This is a genomic window from Lentzea alba, from assembly GCF_011067745.1.
Lineage (GTDB): Bacteria > Actinomycetota > Actinomycetes > Mycobacteriales > Pseudonocardiaceae > Lentzea > Lentzea alba.
On the sequence record NZ_JAAMPJ010000012.1, the window covers coordinates 344,994 to 361,311 of the forward strand.

General features: G+C 69.2%; 12 protein-coding genes and 1 pseudogene. 5 read left to right on the top strand and 8 right to left on the bottom strand.

The genetic code is table 11. From position 1 onward, the window contains the following. Positions 1–40: 40 nt before the first annotated feature. A complete protein-coding gene (locus G7043_RS36415; RefSeq protein WP_166053204.1) occupies positions 41–670 on the bottom strand; it encodes a TetR/AcrR family transcriptional regulator in 630 nt (209 codons plus the stop codon). Between the two features lie 67 nt (positions 671–737). Further along, on the bottom strand, positions 738–1,622 hold the full coding sequence (locus tag G7043_RS36420) for a cellulose binding domain-containing protein (RefSeq protein ID WP_166053205.1): 885 nt from the start codon (positions 1,620–1,622) through the stop codon (positions 738–740). Between the two features lie 298 nt (positions 1,623–1,920). On the opposite strand from G7043_RS36420, the gene G7043_RS47790 reads away from it, so the two are divergent. Further along, positions 1,921–2,061, top strand: coding sequence for a hypothetical protein (locus tag G7043_RS47790; RefSeq protein WP_207312189.1), 141 nt, complete (start codon positions 1,921–1,923; stop codon positions 2,059–2,061). A gap of 136 nt (positions 2,062–2,197) precedes the next feature. On the opposite strand, the gene G7043_RS36430 is transcribed toward G7043_RS47790, so the two are convergent. Both G7043_RS36430 and G7043_RS36435 read right to left on the bottom strand, forming a co-directional pair. Further along, complete coding sequence (locus G7043_RS36430) at positions 2,198–2,695, bottom strand: pyridoxamine 5'-phosphate oxidase family protein (RefSeq protein ID WP_166053206.1); 498 nt, start codon at positions 2,693–2,695, stop codon at positions 2,198–2,200. 151 nt (positions 2,696–2,846) lie between these two features. Beyond that, positions 2,847–3,689 (bottom strand): SDR family NAD(P)-dependent oxidoreductase, encoded by an 843-nt coding sequence (locus G7043_RS36435; RefSeq protein ID WP_166053207.1) that lies wholly within the window; start codon positions 3,687–3,689, stop codon positions 2,847–2,849. Between the two features lie 219 nt (positions 3,690–3,908). Between G7043_RS36435 and G7043_RS36440 the strand changes: the two genes are divergently transcribed. Beyond that, on the top strand, positions 3,909–4,787 hold the full coding sequence (locus G7043_RS36440) for a sulfotransferase domain-containing protein (RefSeq protein WP_166053208.1): 879 nt from the start codon (positions 3,909–3,911) through the stop codon (positions 4,785–4,787). A gap of 115 nt (positions 4,788–4,902) precedes the next feature. Here the strand turns inward: G7043_RS36440 and G7043_RS36445 are convergent, their stop codons facing one another. From G7043_RS36445 to G7043_RS50135, 3 genes are all read right to left on the bottom strand, one after another. Next, a complete protein-coding gene (locus G7043_RS36445; protein ID WP_242643048.1) occupies positions 4,903–7,203 on the bottom strand; it encodes a beta-L-arabinofuranosidase domain-containing protein in 2,301 nt (766 codons plus the stop codon). A 194-nt stretch (positions 7,204–7,397) separates the two neighbouring features. Further along, on the bottom strand, positions 7,398–9,932 hold the full coding sequence (locus tag G7043_RS49620; protein WP_207312190.1) for a GH32 C-terminal domain-containing protein: 2,535 nt from the start codon (positions 9,930–9,932) through the stop codon (positions 7,398–7,400). A gap of 247 nt (positions 9,933–10,179) precedes the next feature. After that, a complete protein-coding gene (locus tag G7043_RS50135; protein ID WP_166052947.1) occupies positions 10,180–10,458 on the bottom strand; it encodes a hypothetical protein in 279 nt (92 codons plus the stop codon). Between G7043_RS50135 and G7043_RS36460 the strand changes: the two are divergent. After that, positions 10,352–13,446, top strand: a pseudogene (locus G7043_RS36460) (GH92 family glycosyl hydrolase). The gene G7043_RS50135 and the pseudogene G7043_RS36460 overlap by 107 nt on opposite strands. Here the strand turns inward: G7043_RS36460 and G7043_RS36465 are convergent. Then, complete coding sequence (locus G7043_RS36465; RefSeq protein WP_166053210.1) at positions 13,431–14,045, bottom strand: DJ-1/PfpI family protein; 615 nt, start codon at positions 14,043–14,045, stop codon at positions 13,431–13,433. The pseudogene G7043_RS36460 and the gene G7043_RS36465 overlap by 16 nt on opposite strands. A 65-nt stretch (positions 14,046–14,110) precedes the next feature. On the opposite strand from G7043_RS36465, the gene G7043_RS36470 reads away from it, so the two are divergent. Together G7043_RS36470 and G7043_RS36475 are read left to right on the top strand one after the other, a co-directional pair. Further along, positions 14,111–15,448: an aminotransferase-like domain-containing protein gene (locus G7043_RS36470; RefSeq protein WP_166053211.1), complete on the top strand. Its 1,338-nt coding sequence runs from the start codon at positions 14,111–14,113 to the stop codon at positions 15,446–15,448. Positions 15,449–15,469: 21 nt separating this feature from the next. Next, the gene (locus G7043_RS36475) at positions 15,470–16,312 is read left to right on the top strand and encodes a PhzF family phenazine biosynthesis protein (RefSeq protein WP_207312191.1); all 843 of its coding nucleotides are present in this window, start codon (positions 15,470–15,472) and stop codon (positions 16,310–16,312) included. The last annotated feature ends 6 nt before the right edge of the window (positions 16,313–16,318 follow it).

Genomic DNA, 16,318 nt, shown 5'->3' on the forward strand with positions numbered 1-16,318 from the left:
TTAAGGTGAAGGTTGTGACGCGACAGTCGTCTTGCCTTGATCAGTCGCGCGGGGTGGCGGGCGCCTCGTACAGGCCCGCGAGAGCGTCGACAAGCCCCACCGCGGTCGCGTTCCAGAGCGCCGCGCTGTCGTCGGTCGCGCCCGGTTCCCGCCGGGCGCACACGTGCACGATCAACGTCCTGGCCATCTCGTCACGCTCGGCGCGCACGGCAGGCGGCAGATCGGGCAGGCAGCGGTGCAGCGAGTCGCTGACCGTCCGCTGCAGCGCCGTCTGACCCACCTCGACCAGGCCGAGCTCGCGCAGCTTCGGCTCGGTCATGAGCTGGGCGGTGAAACGGGCGTACCAGCTGTTCGCGCCGAGGGACGTGAGGTGGTCGGTGAACGGGCGCACCAGGCAGGTGAGCCAGTCGCGCAGGTCGGTGCTGCCGGCACACCGGTCGAGCAGCTTCTCGCGCAGCAGCTCCGTCGGTTCGCGGTGGCTCAGGTAGATCGCGCGGACCAGGTCCGCCTTGCTGCCGAAGTGGTAGCTGACCGCGGTGTTGTTGCCCAGGCCGGCCTCGTCGCTGATCTGCCGGTTGGAGACCGAGAAGACGCCGTGCTCGGCGAACATCCGCTCGGCGGTCTCGAGGATGCGTCGCCTCGTGTCTTCTGGGGTTTTGCTGCGCGTCATCCCTGGAGCTCCGGCCGACCAGGCCCGGCGCCGTGCCGGGCTGCTGGTCAGCAGGATAAGTCAGAGCTCACGCGCTTTTCAGATCACAGGGACGGTCGTTCAGCGTGAAGGCCCGCGGGACCGGGCTCTCCCAGCCCTGCGTGGCGTTGAACCGCAGCCACTGCGTGCCACCGGCGGGGATCGTGGCGGAGGCCGCGACGTCGGTGGCCTTCACGTCCGCACCGGACTGCTCGATCTTCGTGTTCCAGGTGTCCGTCACCGTCTCGCCGCGCGTGAACGTCCATCGCAGCGTCCAGCCGACGACGGGCGTGTTCCCGGTGTTGGCGATGGTCACCTCGGCGTGGAAGCCGTTCTGCCACCGGCGCGCGACCCGGTAGGTGACGGTGCAGCCGTAGGTGGGAGCGGGCGTGGAACTCGTGCGCGGTGGCGTGGTCGTGGTGGGCGGGGCCGGGGGAGTGGGCACCTTCGCCTGACCGAGGCACGGCGCGCCCCACAGGCCCAGCCCGGTCCTCGTGGCGGTGGCCTCGGCCGCGCCGAACGCGGGGTCGTGCGGTGCGTCGCCGCGCAGAACACCTTGACTCACGGCGAAAAGCGCGTACTCAGTGCCGTCCAGGAGTTGCAGTGCCGCTTCGCCACCCGGCTGCTCGTCGAGGCGCTCGACCCGGACGGGCTTGTCCAGGAGGAAGGCCTTGGTGAAGGCGGTCGCCGCGGCGGCCCAGCACTCCTCGGCCGCGGCGAGCCCGTCGATGACGATCTTGGTGCCGTCGGACAGCAGGACGGTGCGGCCGTCCAGCACGCCCTGCACGGTCAGTTCGACCGCGTCCGGCTCGTTCGGAGGGGTGATGATCGACGGTGGGGTGACGCTGCGGGTCGGCGTGGTCGTTTCGCCGCTGCCGCAGTTCGCGGTCAGCACCAGCGCGGCCACAGCCGCGAAGCTCCATCCTCTGCGCATCACGGTTCCCCCGTACGGCGGCGATGCGTTGGCCGGATCCGACCAACGGCACGTGAACGTAGGGCCAACGCTCGGCAACGGTCAATACGAGACTGATGGGTTTCGTTCGGCGCCGGCTGTCGAATCGCGTCGAACGGGCTGGTCACGCGATTCATGTGTGATTCGACATATGTGGTGCGGGACAACCGACCTGGCCCGCGCTCGTGCTGCGTCCTATGTGGACATCTTGCGAGCATCCGAGTGAACCTCGGGCCGCACCAGCCCGAGCCGAGCTGAACCCAGTCGCAAGGAGGCGTTCGTGGCCACCGGCAAGATCCTGATCAACGTGACGAACGCGGGCGAGTACGAGGCGGCCGGGTACCGCACGGGGCTGTGGATCCACGGCGGCGGCTACGTGATGGGCAGCGCCGTCGTGGACGACGCCGTCTGCCCCGCCTGACAGCGGCCGGGGTCGAGTGCGAGCTGCTGGTGATCGGCGGCGCCTTCCACGGCTTCGACCTCGCCTCACCGAAGGCGGGCATCTCCCGGCAGTTCCGCGACGCCCAGACGAAAGCACTGGCCAACGCTTTCGTCCCTCACAGATGAGCCGCGGTGCTGCCACCGAGCGGAAGAGCGGGCAGGCCGAGCTTGCGGTGATCCCACGACCGGGTCCGGGCGACGTCGACCCGCACGGCGACGCGTTTGGCGAGCATGAACTCCACCATCGGCCGTACTTCCTCGGTGTAGGGCCCGTTGTAGCGCTCCCACACGCTCACGCCGACCGCCCACAACGCGTCGGGGTCGTCGACGATCGTGGCGTGGCCTTCCAGAGCGACACCGCGCAACGTGTCGTAGGTGTGGCCGGTCTCGATCATCACGGTGACTCTGCTGTCCCGGCGCAGGTTGACGGCCTTCTGCGACTTGGCCTTGGTCTCGAACCACACCACGCCGTCGATCACGGCGTACCACATCGCGACGAGATGGGGCTGTCCCGACGAGGCGATCGTGGCGAGCGTGGCGACCCGTTGTTCGTTCAGGAACCGGGCGATCTCTTCGGAGGACATCACGATCTGCTCGCGCTGGTTCGTTCCCATGAGACCCCTTTGCCGCCGAGCCAACACTCAAGCGGAGGGGCTCGCCGTCCGCAAGAGGCGGTCGCCGAAGGGGGCACCGGCCCGTGGCTCACCCTCGAGTCGATCTCCGTCGGACCGGCGTGAGGGACGTCCACCTCGACGCGGTGGGTGATCAGGCTGGGGAGCCGCCGTGCGCCGCGATCGAAAGGTCCTCTCCGTCGGCCCAGGTCTTGAGCCGCTCGGCGTAGACCTGCTGGATCATCTCGTGGAAGCCTTGGCCGAAGAGCACCCGCAAGGGAGGGTTGTCGGAGTCGACGATCTTGAGCAGGGTCTGGGCCGCGGCGGCCGGGTCGCCGGCGGGCATCGTTCCCACGAGCCCGGCCAGCCGCCGGCGGAGACCGTCGTAGACCGGGTCGGACTCGGCCAGGTGACCGTTGTCGAGCGGGTCGGGGTTCTTGCCGCCCCTGGTGGCGAAGCCGGCGGGCTCGACGATGGTCACCTTGACGCCGAAGTCGGCGACCTCGTGGGCGAGGGTTTCGTTCAGGGCTTCGACGGCCCACTTGGAGACGTGGTAGGCGCCGCCGAGCGGCATCGCGATCAGCCCGGCGACCGAGGACAGTTGGACGACGTGCCCCGCGCCCTGCTCGCGCAGGTGCGGCAGCGCGGCCTGAATGACCCACATCGCGCCGAACACGTTGGTCTCGAACTGGTCGCGCAGTTGCTGCTCGGTCAGCTCCTCGATCGCACCGACCTGGGCGTAGCCGGCGTTGTTCACGACGACGTCGAGCCGGCCGAAGTGGTTGTGGGCTCGCTGCACGCTCTCGAAGACCGCGGCCTTGTCGGTCACGTCCACGGCGAGCGGGAGCACCGCGTCGCCATAGGTGGTGACCAGCTCGTCGAGGCTCGCGGTGTTCCGGGCGATCGCGGCCACCTTGTCCCCGCGAGACAGCGCAGCTTCGACGAAGCAGCGGCCCAGACCGCGCGAGGAGCCGGTGACGAACCAGATCTTGCTCATGATGTTGTCCGTTCCTTCGTTGCCGATGTGCCGACCACGAGATGCCGGTGAACGCGGCCGTGTGACTGTGACCCGCGACACGGTGACTGCGCCTTGAGGCGGTGTCCGCCCACAACCCTTTGGCAGAACGGGTTTCGTCCTCGTGGAGAGCACCGACCGACGTCCGGGCGTGGCACGCTGGAACGCTGGGGTGGGTGTCGACGGTGGGGGAAGTTGAGCATGGATGCGTTGCGGCGGTATCGGACCGTGGTGTCGGACAGCGCCCTGTGGGCGGACTTCCCGTTTCGGGCCGGAGACGTGGTGATCAGCCCGCCGGCGAAGTGCGGCACGACCTGGATGCAGATGATGTGCGCGCTGCTGATCTTCGACACGGCCGAGTTCGACCGGCCGCTCACCGAGATCTCCCCGTGGCTGGACGCCGTCACCTATGACACGGCCGAACAACTGGCCGTGCTGGAGAGCCAGCGGCACCGGCGGTTCATCAAGACCCACACACCGCTCGACGGCCTGCCGTTCCGCGAGGACGTCACCTACCTCTGCGTCGGACGCGACCCGAGGGACGCCATGCTGTCCTTCGAGAACGCGCTGTCCAACCTCCATCCCGACGCCGTGCCCCCTGGCGGACCCGCCGCACCTCCGCCGCCGGACCCGCTCGACCGGTTCTGGCTGTGGGCCGATGCGGACCTCTCCACGAACGGGGAGTCGTTCGGCGTGACGCTGGCCAACCTGGTGAACCACGTGCGCACGTTCTGGGACCGCCGCGACGAGCCCCAGGTCGCGCTGTTCCACTACGCGGACCTCAAGGCCGATCTGCCGGGCCAGCTGCGGCGCCTGGCGAAGGTGCTCTCGATCGAGGTCAGCGAACAACGCGTCGAGGAGCTCGCCACCGCGGCCACGTTCGAGGGCATGCGCGGACGCGCCGACCTGCTGGCTCCCGGCGTGGACCACGAACTGTGGCGCAGCAACGCGGACTTCTTCCGCTCCGGCACCAGCGGCCAGTGGCGCCGGCTGCTGGACCCCGCCGCACTCGACCGCTACGACCGCCGCGTGGCCGAACTGGCCCCACCCGACCTCGTCGAGTGGCTCCACCGCGGCTAGGGCCTGTGTCCTGCGCCAGAAATCCGTGAGCAAAGTCAACGCCCGCTGTTCGCTCCGGACAGCACTCAGCTCACGAACTTCGGGCGCAGGACATCAGGCCTCAGGCGCCACACCGTCAGTTGGCGACCAGGCGCCAGCGGTTGTCCGCGCTGCCGTTGTCGGAGTCCTGCACCACCTGCGCACCAGCGCTGGTCGAGCCGTTGAGGACGCCGAGCAGCTTGCCGCTGTTGACGTTGCGGATCTTGTGGGTGCCGTCGCCGTTGGGGACCAGGGTCCACTTGTGGTCGGCGGTGCCGTTGTCCGACCACTGCAGGACGCGGGCGTTGTCGGCGGTGGACATGTTCTCCACGCCCAGCACCTTGCCGCTGTGCACGTTGCGCAGCCGCACGTCGGAGCCGTCGGTGATCAGCTGCCAGTTGTGGTCGGCGGTGCCGTTGTCGTTCCACTGCACGGCCAGGCCGCCGTCGGCCGTGGACATGTTCTGGATGCCCAGCACCATGCCGGTGGCGGCGTTGACCAGCCGGTGGCTCGTCGTGCCGCCGCCGACCTTCCAGTAGACGGTGTAGTTGAAGCCGTGCGCGTCGTGGAACGGCCCGAGGTTCACCTGCGTGCCGTTGGCCCTCGCGGTGAACGTGAGCGACGTCGTGCTGGTGCGGGTGACGGAACCGACGTCCAGCGAGGGCAACGCCGACAGGGCGGTGTTGCCGTAGTTGCCCGCCAGCACGGCCGGGCCGTAGGTCAGTGCGGCGACGGTGGCGTTGTCGTTGGAGGGCTGGACGATCAGCCGCATCGGCAACCGGAGCGTCACCACGTCGCCCGGCGTCCACGACCGCGTCAGGGAGGCGTAGGTGCCGGGCGTGGCGGTCACGTTCTGCGTGACGCCGTTGACGCTGATCACCGCGCCCGTGGTCCAGGCCGGGATGCGGAGCCGCATGGTCCACGACCCACTCGCGTTGCCGGTGACGGTCAGCGTCGTGGTGTCGCTCGCCGGGTAGCTCGTGGTCTGCGTGACCGTGATGCCGCGCGACGACCACGTCAGCACCGACGGCGTGTACAGGTTCACCGTGAGCGTGGTGCCGTTGTAGAAGTAGATGGAGTCGGCGAGCTTGGTGTTGGTCTCGATCCCGGTGCCCTGGCAGCACCAGAACGTGCCGTAGTCCGTGCTCCAGGTGCCGCCGCCCCACGCCGGGCCGGTGTTGCCGCGCCGGTGGCCGGGGTTGAGGCCGGTGAAGTAACAGATGTGGCCGTGGGGATCCGCCGGGTTCTGCTGGCCGATCAGATGGTTGAGCAGGGCGCGCTCGTAGTAGTCGAAGTAGGCCGCCCGGCCGGGATCGGTCAGCCACAGTTCACGGGTCAGCTTGAGCATGTTGTAGGTGTTGCACGCCTCGCACGTGTCGGTGTTGAGGTAGGCGGCGACGGCGTTGGGCGCGCGGAAGTGCTCGGCCTGGCTGTTGCCGCCGATGACGTAGGTGTGCGCGCCGAGGGTGATGTTCCAGGCGTTGACGGCGATGTCGCGGTAGCGGGTGGTTCCGGTCGCCTTGTACTCGCGGGCCGCGCCGACCCACTTCGGCACCTGGGTGTTGGCGTGCAGGCCGTTCAGCCGGTCCTGGTTGGCGGCCAGCGGATCGAACACCGCGGCGTGGTCGAACCGCTGGGCCGCGGTCAGCCAGCGGGAGTCGCCCGTCTGCTGGTACAGGTCGGCGAGCACGGCGTTCATACCGCCGAACTCGGTGCCCAGCACCCTTTGCATCACGCTGTAGGACAGCCGCGAGGTGCGCCAGTCCACCCATCCGGCGAGGCGCAGCAACACGTCCCGCGCTTGGGTGTTGCCGACGTAGCGCCACACGTCCAGCAACCCGGCGAGCGTCTTGTGCAGGGCGTAGTACGACACGGACTTGGGCGAGCCAGCCTCCATCGCGTCGAAGTCCGACTCCGGAAAGCCCGACAGGTAACCGGTGTTGAACCCGGCCGCCGCGTTGTTCGCCTGGCACTTGGCCAGCTCGGCCACCATGCGGTTCGCCTTGTCGCGGCACGTCGTGTCGCCCAGGACCGCCCACGCCTGCGCCCAGGCCGTGAGGAAGTGCCCTTGGCTGTGCGTGCGGAACGGGAAGTCGGGGGCTTCCCAGCCACCCAGCGCCGCGGCACCGTTGGTGGGCAACCGGTGGTTGGCGCGGAAGTTGTAGAGCAGCCGCTCGACGTCGGCGAAGCGCAGGTAGGACAGCGTCCGGTTCTGGTTGTCCAGCCACCGCCCCGCTGTCAGCCGAACCTCGGACAGGTCGAACGGGTAGGCCGACACACCTGCGTCGCCACGGGCCGGGGGCAGCGTGGCCGCCTGCGCCGAACCCGTCACCAGCGACGGCATCGCGGTCGCGGCGGCGGCCACCCCCGCGGCCTGGAAGAGCTTTCGTCGACTCAACGATGAGGACATTGAACGCTCCGGTTGCTCGGCAGCCCTCAGCGGAATGTAGCCACGAGCGCGGAACGCGGTCAACGCTCAATGTGAGCGTTAACGTTTAGCAGTCAAAGTGCTGGAGACAGCAGCGCGAAGCCTGCCCTGTTAGCGCTCACATGGTCACGCGAGCCTCGCACTGCTGTCCACACAGGACTGGATCAGCGGTAGGAACCGAGATGCCACACGGACGCCCGGTCCAGCCGTACCGAGCCGTTCTCGGCGAAGACCTGCACGCCCTGGCTGGCGGGGTCGGGGAAGACCTGGTCGGTGATCACCGCCTCGCCGTTGCCGCCGAAGACCTCGACGGACGACCAGTCGACGAGGATCCGCAGCTTCACCTTGCCGTTCTCGGCCTTCAGCGGCGCGGTCTGCACGCCGGGGAAGGTGCTGTGGAAGTCCACGGCGCCGGAACGGCTCCGGTCGACGTACAGCTCCTGGGCCGCGGTGTCATAGCCGATGACGGTTTCCTCGCCTCCGGCGCCGGTGCGCACCTTCACACCGAACCGTGTGGCATCCATGAGCGAGAAGGTCGCCTCGACGTCCAGTGCCTTGCCCTTGGCAGCGTTGCCGATCAGCGGTGTGGAGGCGTTCCTGACGATGAGACCGGACGCCGTCGACGGGGGCTGCTGCCGGAGGGGCTTCAGGCTGTCGACCGGTTTGCTGGTGAGCTGGATCCGGCCGTTGACGGTGCGCAGCGCCATTTCCCGGGGGACGCTCTGCGCGCCGCGCCAGGGGGAGGTGGGGACGGCGCCGGCGTAGTCCCAGTTGTTCATCCAGCCGATCATGTAGCGCTTGCCGTCCGGCGAGTTCTCCCAGGACACCGCCGCGTAGTAGTCCTTGCCGTAGTCAGCCCAGTCGGCGCGCTGCACGACGGACCTCGCCGGGACGGCGGCGGCGGTGAACTGGTCGGCGAGCACGTGACCCCAGCCGGCGGTGTTCAGGTCGACGAGCTGGATCCGCGCCTTCTTGCCCAGGTACGGGCGCAGGTCGAACGAGGCCCAGTCCATGGTCTCGCTGTCGGAACCCGTGGCGCTGCGGACGACCTGGCCGTCGACGACCAGGTTGACGGACGCCTCCTGGGACGGCCGTGCCGGTGCGTCGGACAGCACGACGTGGTCGACGTTGACGTGGCCCCAGCCGCCGGTGTTGTCGTCGACGATCCGGATCCGCGCCTTGGCACCCGCCAGGTCGCCGACGTCCCAGGAGGCCCAGTTGAGTGCCTCGGCGTCCTTTCCGGTGGCACTGCGCACGGTTTGACCGTTCACGACGAGTTCGACGGCGGTCGTGCCGGGAGAGCCGGACGGGTGGTTGCCGCCGCCGATGAGGAAGTTGACGTGCTTGCGGTCGATGGTGAACTCGCCGGACGTCAGGGTTCCGGTGGTGGCGTCGCCGTTGCGGAAGGTGTTGACCAGCCCGGCCCCCAGGAAGCCGGAAACCTGTTGCTGGCCGGGCAGGGTGCCGGTCGCCGGCGCGGTGCCGAACGCGTCCCCGGTCGCGGTCCAGGTTCCGTAGGTGCCGCCCTCGAAGTCGGCCAGCACCGATCCCTGCGGCGCGGTCCCGTCCAGGACGGTTCCAGCCTCGTGCGGGTGCCGTCCGCCACCGATCTTGAAGTTCAGGTAGGGCTGGCCGACGGTGAACTCGGGCGACGTGAGGACGCCGGTGGTGCCGTCGCCGCCGTGGAAGCTGTTGGCGAAACCCCTGCCGTCGAAGCCCGTGACGGTCTGCTGACCGTCCACGGCCCCGGCCGCCGGTCCCGCACCGAACGCGGTTCCGGTCGCCGTCCACGCGCCGAAGCCGCTGCCCTCGAAGTCCTGCAGGACCGTGCCGGAAGGCGGTGTGTAGGTGCCCTTGTCCACCGCGGTGAACTTCCTGCCGTCGAAGTCGCCGACGAAGTACTGGGCGGCGGAACCGCCCGCGATGCCGCCGGGGTTGATGTTCACGACGAGCACCCACTTGACGTTGTTCCGGTCCCCGTCGACCGCGAGGGGGAACAGGTCGGGGCACTCCCACACGCCTCCGGTCGCGCCGGCCGGCCCGAACTCGCTCAGCAGCTCCCAGTCCTTGAGGTTGGGCGAGGAGTAGAACAACACCTTGTGCTCTTTGGACAGTGAGACCGTCATGAGCCAGCTCTTGGTCGGCGCGTACCACTGGACCTTGGGGTCGCGGAAGTCCGTGGAGCCGATGTCGATCACGGGATTGGCCTGGTACTTCGTCCAGGTGCGGCCGCGATCGGTGCTGTAGGCGAGCGACTGGGCCTGTTTGCCGCCGTTCAGATAAGCGCTGGTGTAGACCGCCACCATGGGCGGGTTCTGCTTCGTGCCGAAGCCGGTGGTGTTGTCCCAGTCGACGACCGCGCTGCCGGAGAACACCATCTCCCCGGCGTCGTGCGACAGGGCGAGCGGTAACTCCTGCCAGCGCACCAGATCCTTGCTCACCGCGTGGCCCCAGGACATGTCGCCCCAGGAGTTGCCGTTCGGGTTGTACTGGTAGAAGAGGTGGTATTCGCCCTGGTAGTACACCAGGCCGTTGGGGTCGTTCATCCAGTTCTTCGCCGGCGTGTAGTGGAACTGCGGCCGGTAGGTCTCGGTGAACGACGGGGCTTGGGCGGCGGCCTGTGGGGCGAGAGTGGCGGCGACAAGGGTGCACGTGGTGGCCACCAAGGCACACAGGCTGAAGAGACGTCGTCGTCTCACGAAACCTCCCAGGGTTGGTTACGTCAACGTTGACGTAAACCGGGTGACTGCTCGATCTGTCGTACAACGGGAGAAGCAGGGGGGTACACCAAATCGCGACCCCGAACCGAGGCCGCGTACGTCATCGTTGACGCTAGCAGGGTGACGCGCGTCACGGCAAGCAGTCCGCAAGGTGCGGAACCCGCATCCGAATTTGTCGAAACATGGGGTGGTCCGGCACGGCACGTGTTGCCGCCGCGAGCCAACGCTAGTTGCATGATCGCATGTCACCTCGTCCGCACGCCGGCGCGACCTCCACAGTGGACACTGCACGGGTGGGGCCGGCGTTCCTCGTCGTGGTGGCGATGGTCCTCGCGCTGGTGCCCGCCGTGCCCGCCGCCGCGGCAGCGCAGGACCTGGCGCGATGGGTGAACCCGTTCGTGGGGACCAGGCCCGGCGGCGCGGACCACGGCACCGGCGGGGGAGCGGGCAACACCTTTCCCGGCGCGGTCTCACCGTTCGGCATGGTGCAGTGGAGTCCGGACACCGTGAAGGCGCAGCACGGCGGCTACTTCTACGACGACACCGCCCTCAAAGGGTTCAGCCTCACGCACCTTCGGGTGCGGGCTGCTCGACCTACGGTGACATCCCCTTCATTCCGTACGCGGGCGAGGTCACCACCTCGCCGGCGACCGATCCCGGCCGCTACACGTCGAAGTTCTCGCACGCGAACGAGAATGCGACGGCAGGGCGTTACGACGTCACGCTCGACAGCGGTGTCAAGGTGGAGCTCGCGACGACCACGCGCACCGGGTCCGGCCGCTTCACCTACCCTGCGGGAACGACGTCGACGTTGCTGGTCAACACCTCCGGCTCGGTGATGGGCACGGATGACGCGTCCGTGACCATCGGCGGGGACAGCATCAGCGGCTGGGCGACGAGTGGCCGGTTCTGCGGTGCGAACAACAGCTACCGCGTGTACTTCACGGCGAAGTTCGACCGGCCGTTCGCTTCCGTCGGCACGTGGAAGAACGGCGCGGTGACGCCGAACAAGGCGGAGGAGACCGGCGGGGCGAACGCCAAGGTCGAGGTGCTGGACACGTCCCGATCGGCGTCGATCGAGCCGGAGGACACCACGGTCAGCGGGCCGGGCAGCGGCGGGTACGTCACCTTCGCGAACCTCGCGGGCGCGACGGTGAACGTCCAGGTAGGACTGTCCTTTGTGTCCGTCGAGGGCGCGCAGGCGAACCTGAAGGCGGAGAACAGCGGCAGGTCCTTCGAGGAGGTCGCGGCAGCGGCACGGGAGGCGTGGAACGCACGGCTGGGCCAGATCGTCGTGGAGGGCGGCTCCGACGCCGACCGCACGACGTTCTACACGGCGCTGTACCACTCGCTGATCCAGCCGAACGTCTTCTCCGACGTGGACGGCCGGTATCCCGGTTTCGACGGCCGGATCCACCAGGCCGACCAGGGACACGCGATGTACACCAACTTCTCCGGCTGGGACATCTACCGCTCCGAGGCGCAGTTGCTCGCGACGATCGCGCCGAAGGAGATGTCGGACGTCGTCCGGTCGATGGTGGCCTTCGCGGAGCAGGGCGGCTCGTGGGATCGCTGGACCGTGGCCAACGACTACACCGGTGTGATGAACGGCGACCCGTACCACATCATCGTGTCGACGGCATATGCGTTCGGTGCAAGGGATTTCGACGCGCAGAAGGCACTTCTCCTGATGGTCAAGGGCGCGACGCAGCCGACTCAGGGCTATGTCGAACGTCCCGGCGGGGAGGACTACCAGCGGCTCGGGTACGTGCCGGGAGCGGGTGCGGACACGCTGGAGTACGCGAGTGCGGACTTCTCGATCGCGCAGTTCGCCAAGCGGATCGGTGACGGTGAGACCTACCAGGCGTTCATGAAACGCGCCCAGAACTGGCAGAACCTGTACAACCCCGGTTCCGGCCACCTGCAGCCGCGTGGCGCGGACGGTGCGTTCGCCACGCAGTACGACCCAGCCGATCCAGCGGGCTGGGTCGAGGGCAACGGCGCGCAGTACGACTGGATGGTGCCCCACAACCTGCGCGGGCTGATCACCGCGTTCGGTGGTGATCAGGCGACTCAGTCCCGTTTGGACACCTTCTTCACGAAGCTGAACGCGGGCACCTCGGAGCCCTACGCGTTCATGGGCAACGAGCCGAACGCCAACGCTCCGTGGGTTTACACGTATGCGGGGGCTCCGGCGAAGACCCAGGCCGTCGTGCGCCGGGTGATGATGGAGCTGTACAACCCCCGTCCTGAAGGGCTCGTCGGCAACGACGACCTCGGGCAGATGTCGTCCTGGTACGTCTGGGCCGCCCTGGGCATGTACCCGCAGGTGCCCGGCCGCGCCGAGATGGTCCTGCACTCGCCGTTGTTCCCGAAGGCCGTGCTCACCACCGGGAGCGGCAAGAAGATCACCGTCAACGGGCACGGCTCCGGGCAGTACGTGGCCGGGCTCGAGGTCGACGGAGTGAAGTCGGCGCGGGCGTGGCTGTCGGAGTCGTTGATCTCGCAGGGCGCCACCCTCGACTTCGCGCTGTCGCCCACGCCGACGACGTGGGGCAGCGCGCCCGCCGACGCGCCGCCGTCCTTCGGTGACGGGGAGAAGCCCGCCGTGTCGTTCGCCGACCCGGCCCAGGTGGTCACACCGGCGGGCTCGACGGCCACGGCCACGGTCGGGCTGCAGGACCTCACCGGCGCCGCCCGCGAGTGGACCTGGACCGCGACCGGCGTCGACGGGATCACCGTGACACCGGGGTCCGGGAAGGTCTCGGTGGGCGCCGCGGGCAAAGCCACCGCGCAGATCACCGTGACCGTTCCGCCGGGCACCACCGAGGGCCGGCGCCGGATCCCGGTGACGTTCTCCTCGCCGGGCGTGGCGACCACGCCTGCGGTGCTGACCGTGCTCGTCGCCCAGCGGGGCAGCTGGCTGATCGCGGTGAACAACGACGGGATCTCCGCGGACGGCCGGTCGACCTCGGCCGACTTCGACGACTTCGGCTGGAGTTACTCGACCGAAGCGCTCGCCGCCGCCGGCGCGGCACCGGGCGCGGCCGTGACCTTCGACGGGTTCTCCTACACCTGGCCGGCGTTCCCCGCCGGTGAACCCGACAACGCCATCGCGGCCGGGCAGACCGTGACCGTCTCGGGTACCGGCCGGCTCGCCGTGCTCGGCGCGGCCTCGTCCGGGAACGCGTCCGGCACGCTGACCATCACCTACACCGACGGCACGACGTCCACGGCCTCACTCGGGTTCTCGGACTGGACGCTGAGCGGTGGTCGCGGGCAGCTCGCGTTCGGCAACAAGATCGCGCTGTCCACCCCGTACCGCAACGGTTCCGGCGGTCAGCAGCAACAGGTGCGCGCGATGGTGTTCGCCTCCGCGCCGATCGCGCTCGCCGAGGGCAAGACGGTCGCGAGCGTCACGCTCCCGTCCGCCGTGTCGGGAGGAGTCCTGCACGTGTTCGCCATCGCCGCCTCCGGTCAGAGCGGGAGGTGAGGTGCCACGTTGCGCATGGCCCGCGCGAGGTAATCCTCTTTCTCGCCAACGGGAGCGACGTAGCCGATGGCCTCCTCGACGGCGTCGAGGCCGGCCAGCCGGGCGATGATCCAGGCGGCGAGGTAGTGCGAGGCGAGGCAGCCGCCCGCCGTGGCGACGTCGCCCTTGGCATAGAAGGGTTGGTTCAGCACCTCGACCCCGGCCGCCACCACCCACGGCTTGGTCGTGAGGTCGGTGCAGGCGGGAACACCGTGGAGCAACCCGAGTTTCGCGAGCACGAGCGTCCCGGAGCACTGTGCCGCGAGCAGCTGGCGGGCGGGGTCGAGGTTCGCCAGCACGCCCATGATCGCGGGGTCCGCCACGACCTCGCGGGTCTGGACGCCGCTTCCCACGATGACGGCGTCCGCGGCGCAGGCGTCCTCCAGGGTCGCCGTCGCCTCGATCACCAGGCCGTTCATCGAACGAACAGTGGGCGTCGGACTGGCGATCGTCACCCGCCAGTCGGGTCGCGAGACTCGTCGGACGCGGTTGAGGACGCCAAGCGCGATGAGCGAGTCGAGTTCGTTGTATCCCTCGAAGGTCAGGATCGCGATGTGCACGCCGGCGAGCCTAGGAAGCCCAACCCATGACAGTCGAATAATTGTCATGCATACAATCGCTCGTCATGCGGATCCCTCGGTACAAGCGGGTGGTGGACGCGCTGGCGGCGGAGCTGCGGGCGGGACGCTGGCCGGTGGGAACGCGCCTGCCCACCCATCGCGAGCTGGCGGCTCGTGAGGGCATCGCACTGGTGACCGCGTCCCGCGTCTACGCCGAGCTGGAGGCGATGGGCCTGGTGACCGGCGAACCGGGCCGGGGCACGTTCGTGCGGGACGTGGCGCTGTTGTCCGGGCAGGGGCTCGACGAGCGGACGGCGGCGGCCGACGCGGTCGACCTCAGGTTCAACTACCCCTCGGTGCCGGGCCAGGCGGAGCTGTTGCGCCACGCCCTGCGGGACCTGGCCGCCACCGGCGACCTCGGTTCCTTTCTGCACTACCAGCCGCATCGGGGACGGGCCGAGGACAGGGCCGCGATCGCCCGGCACCTGCGCAGCCGCGGCCTGACCGTGAGCGCCGCGCACGTTTTCGTGGTCAGCGGGGCGCAGCACGGCCTCGCGGTGGCGGCCATGGCGACGCTCCAGCACGGAGACGTGGTGGCGGTGGACGCGCTGACCTATCCGGGCTTCAAAACGCTCGCGCACTCGCTGGGACTGGAGCTGGCGGCGCTTCCGGTCACCCCGTCCGGGCCGGATCTTGATGCGCTGGAACGGCTTTGCGCCCAACGGCCGGTCCGTGCGGTCTACGCGATGCCGACCCTGCACAACCCGTTGGGCTGGGTGCTGCCGCGGTCCGCCCGCGACCGGTTGGTGACGATCGCCCGCCACCACGGGCTGGTCATCATCGAGGACGCCGCCTACGCCTACCTGGCCGAGGACGCACCGCCGCCGCTCGCGGCCATCGCCCCGGAGATCACGATCTACGTCTCCAGTCTGTCCAAGAGCGTCGCCACCGGCCTGCGCGTCGGCTTCGTCTCCGCACCCGGCACCCAGCTCGCGGCGATCGAGCGTGCGATCGTGGCCACCACCAGGAACACGCCCGCGCTCAACACCGCCCTCGCGTGCCGCTGGCTCGACGACGGCACCGTCGCCCGCCTCGAAGTCCAGAAGCGCGAGGACGCGGTTGCCCGGCAAACCATCGCCCGGGAGGTGTTCGACGGGCTGCCGGTGGTGAGCCACCCGTCGTCCTACTTCCTGTGGCTGCCCCTGGCCGAGAGCGCGAGAGCGGACCGGATCGCGGCGTTCCTGGCGAGGAAACGCATCGCGGTCTCCACGGCCGAGTTCTTCGCCACCACCGTCCACGTGCCGCAGGCGCTCCGGCTGGCCCTGGGCTCGGTCGGCCTGGCCGAACTGCGCCGAACGTTGCACGACGTCAGACAGGTGGTGGAGGAAGATCCTCACCGATAGCGACGAAAGGACCCGATGACCATGCCGCGTCAACGTTCGTTCGCTCAGGTCGACGTGTTCTCCACGGCGCCCTTTCTCGGCAACCCGGTTGCCGTCGTTCTCGACGGGACGGACCTCATCGAGGAGGAGATGCTGCGCCTGGCGCGGTGGACGAACCTGTCCGAGACCACGTTCGTGCTGCCTCCCACCTCCGCGGAGGCGGACTACCGGCTGCGGATCTTCACCCCCGGCGGTGAACTGCCGTTCGCAGGGCACCCCACTCTCGGGTCCGCACGGGCGTGGCTGGACCACGGTGGTACGCCGCAGCACACCGACCGCATCGTGCAGGAGTGCGGCGCCGGGCTGGTCAGCGTGCGGCGCGGTGACGGCACCCTGTCCTTCGCCGCGCCGCCGCTCGTCCGCACCGGCGCGCTCGACGAGGAGTTCGTCGAGCAGATCGTCGCCGCGTTCGGCATCGAGCGTGACCGGGTCGTCGCCCACCAGTGGGTCGACAACGGACCCGGCTGGGCCGTGCTCCTGTTGCCCACGGCGGAGGAGGTGCTCGCCCTCGAACCGGATCTTTCCCTCATCCCCACCGCGATGGTGGGCGCGATCGGGGCCTGGCCCGACGGGTCCGAGCACGCCTTCGAGCTGCGCACGTTCGCGCCCGGCGTCGGCGTGGCCGAGGATCCCGTGTGCGGCAGCATGAACGCTTCCGTCGGGCAGTGGCTCACCGCGACCGGTGTGGCGCCGTCCACCTACCGGGTGTCGCAGGGCAGGCGGCTGGGCCGGGCCGGGACGATCGAGGTCACCGCTGACGCGGACGGCACGGTGTGGGTCGGCGGCGCCGCCACCAGTCACATCCGGGGCACCATCGTCCTTTGACCGCTG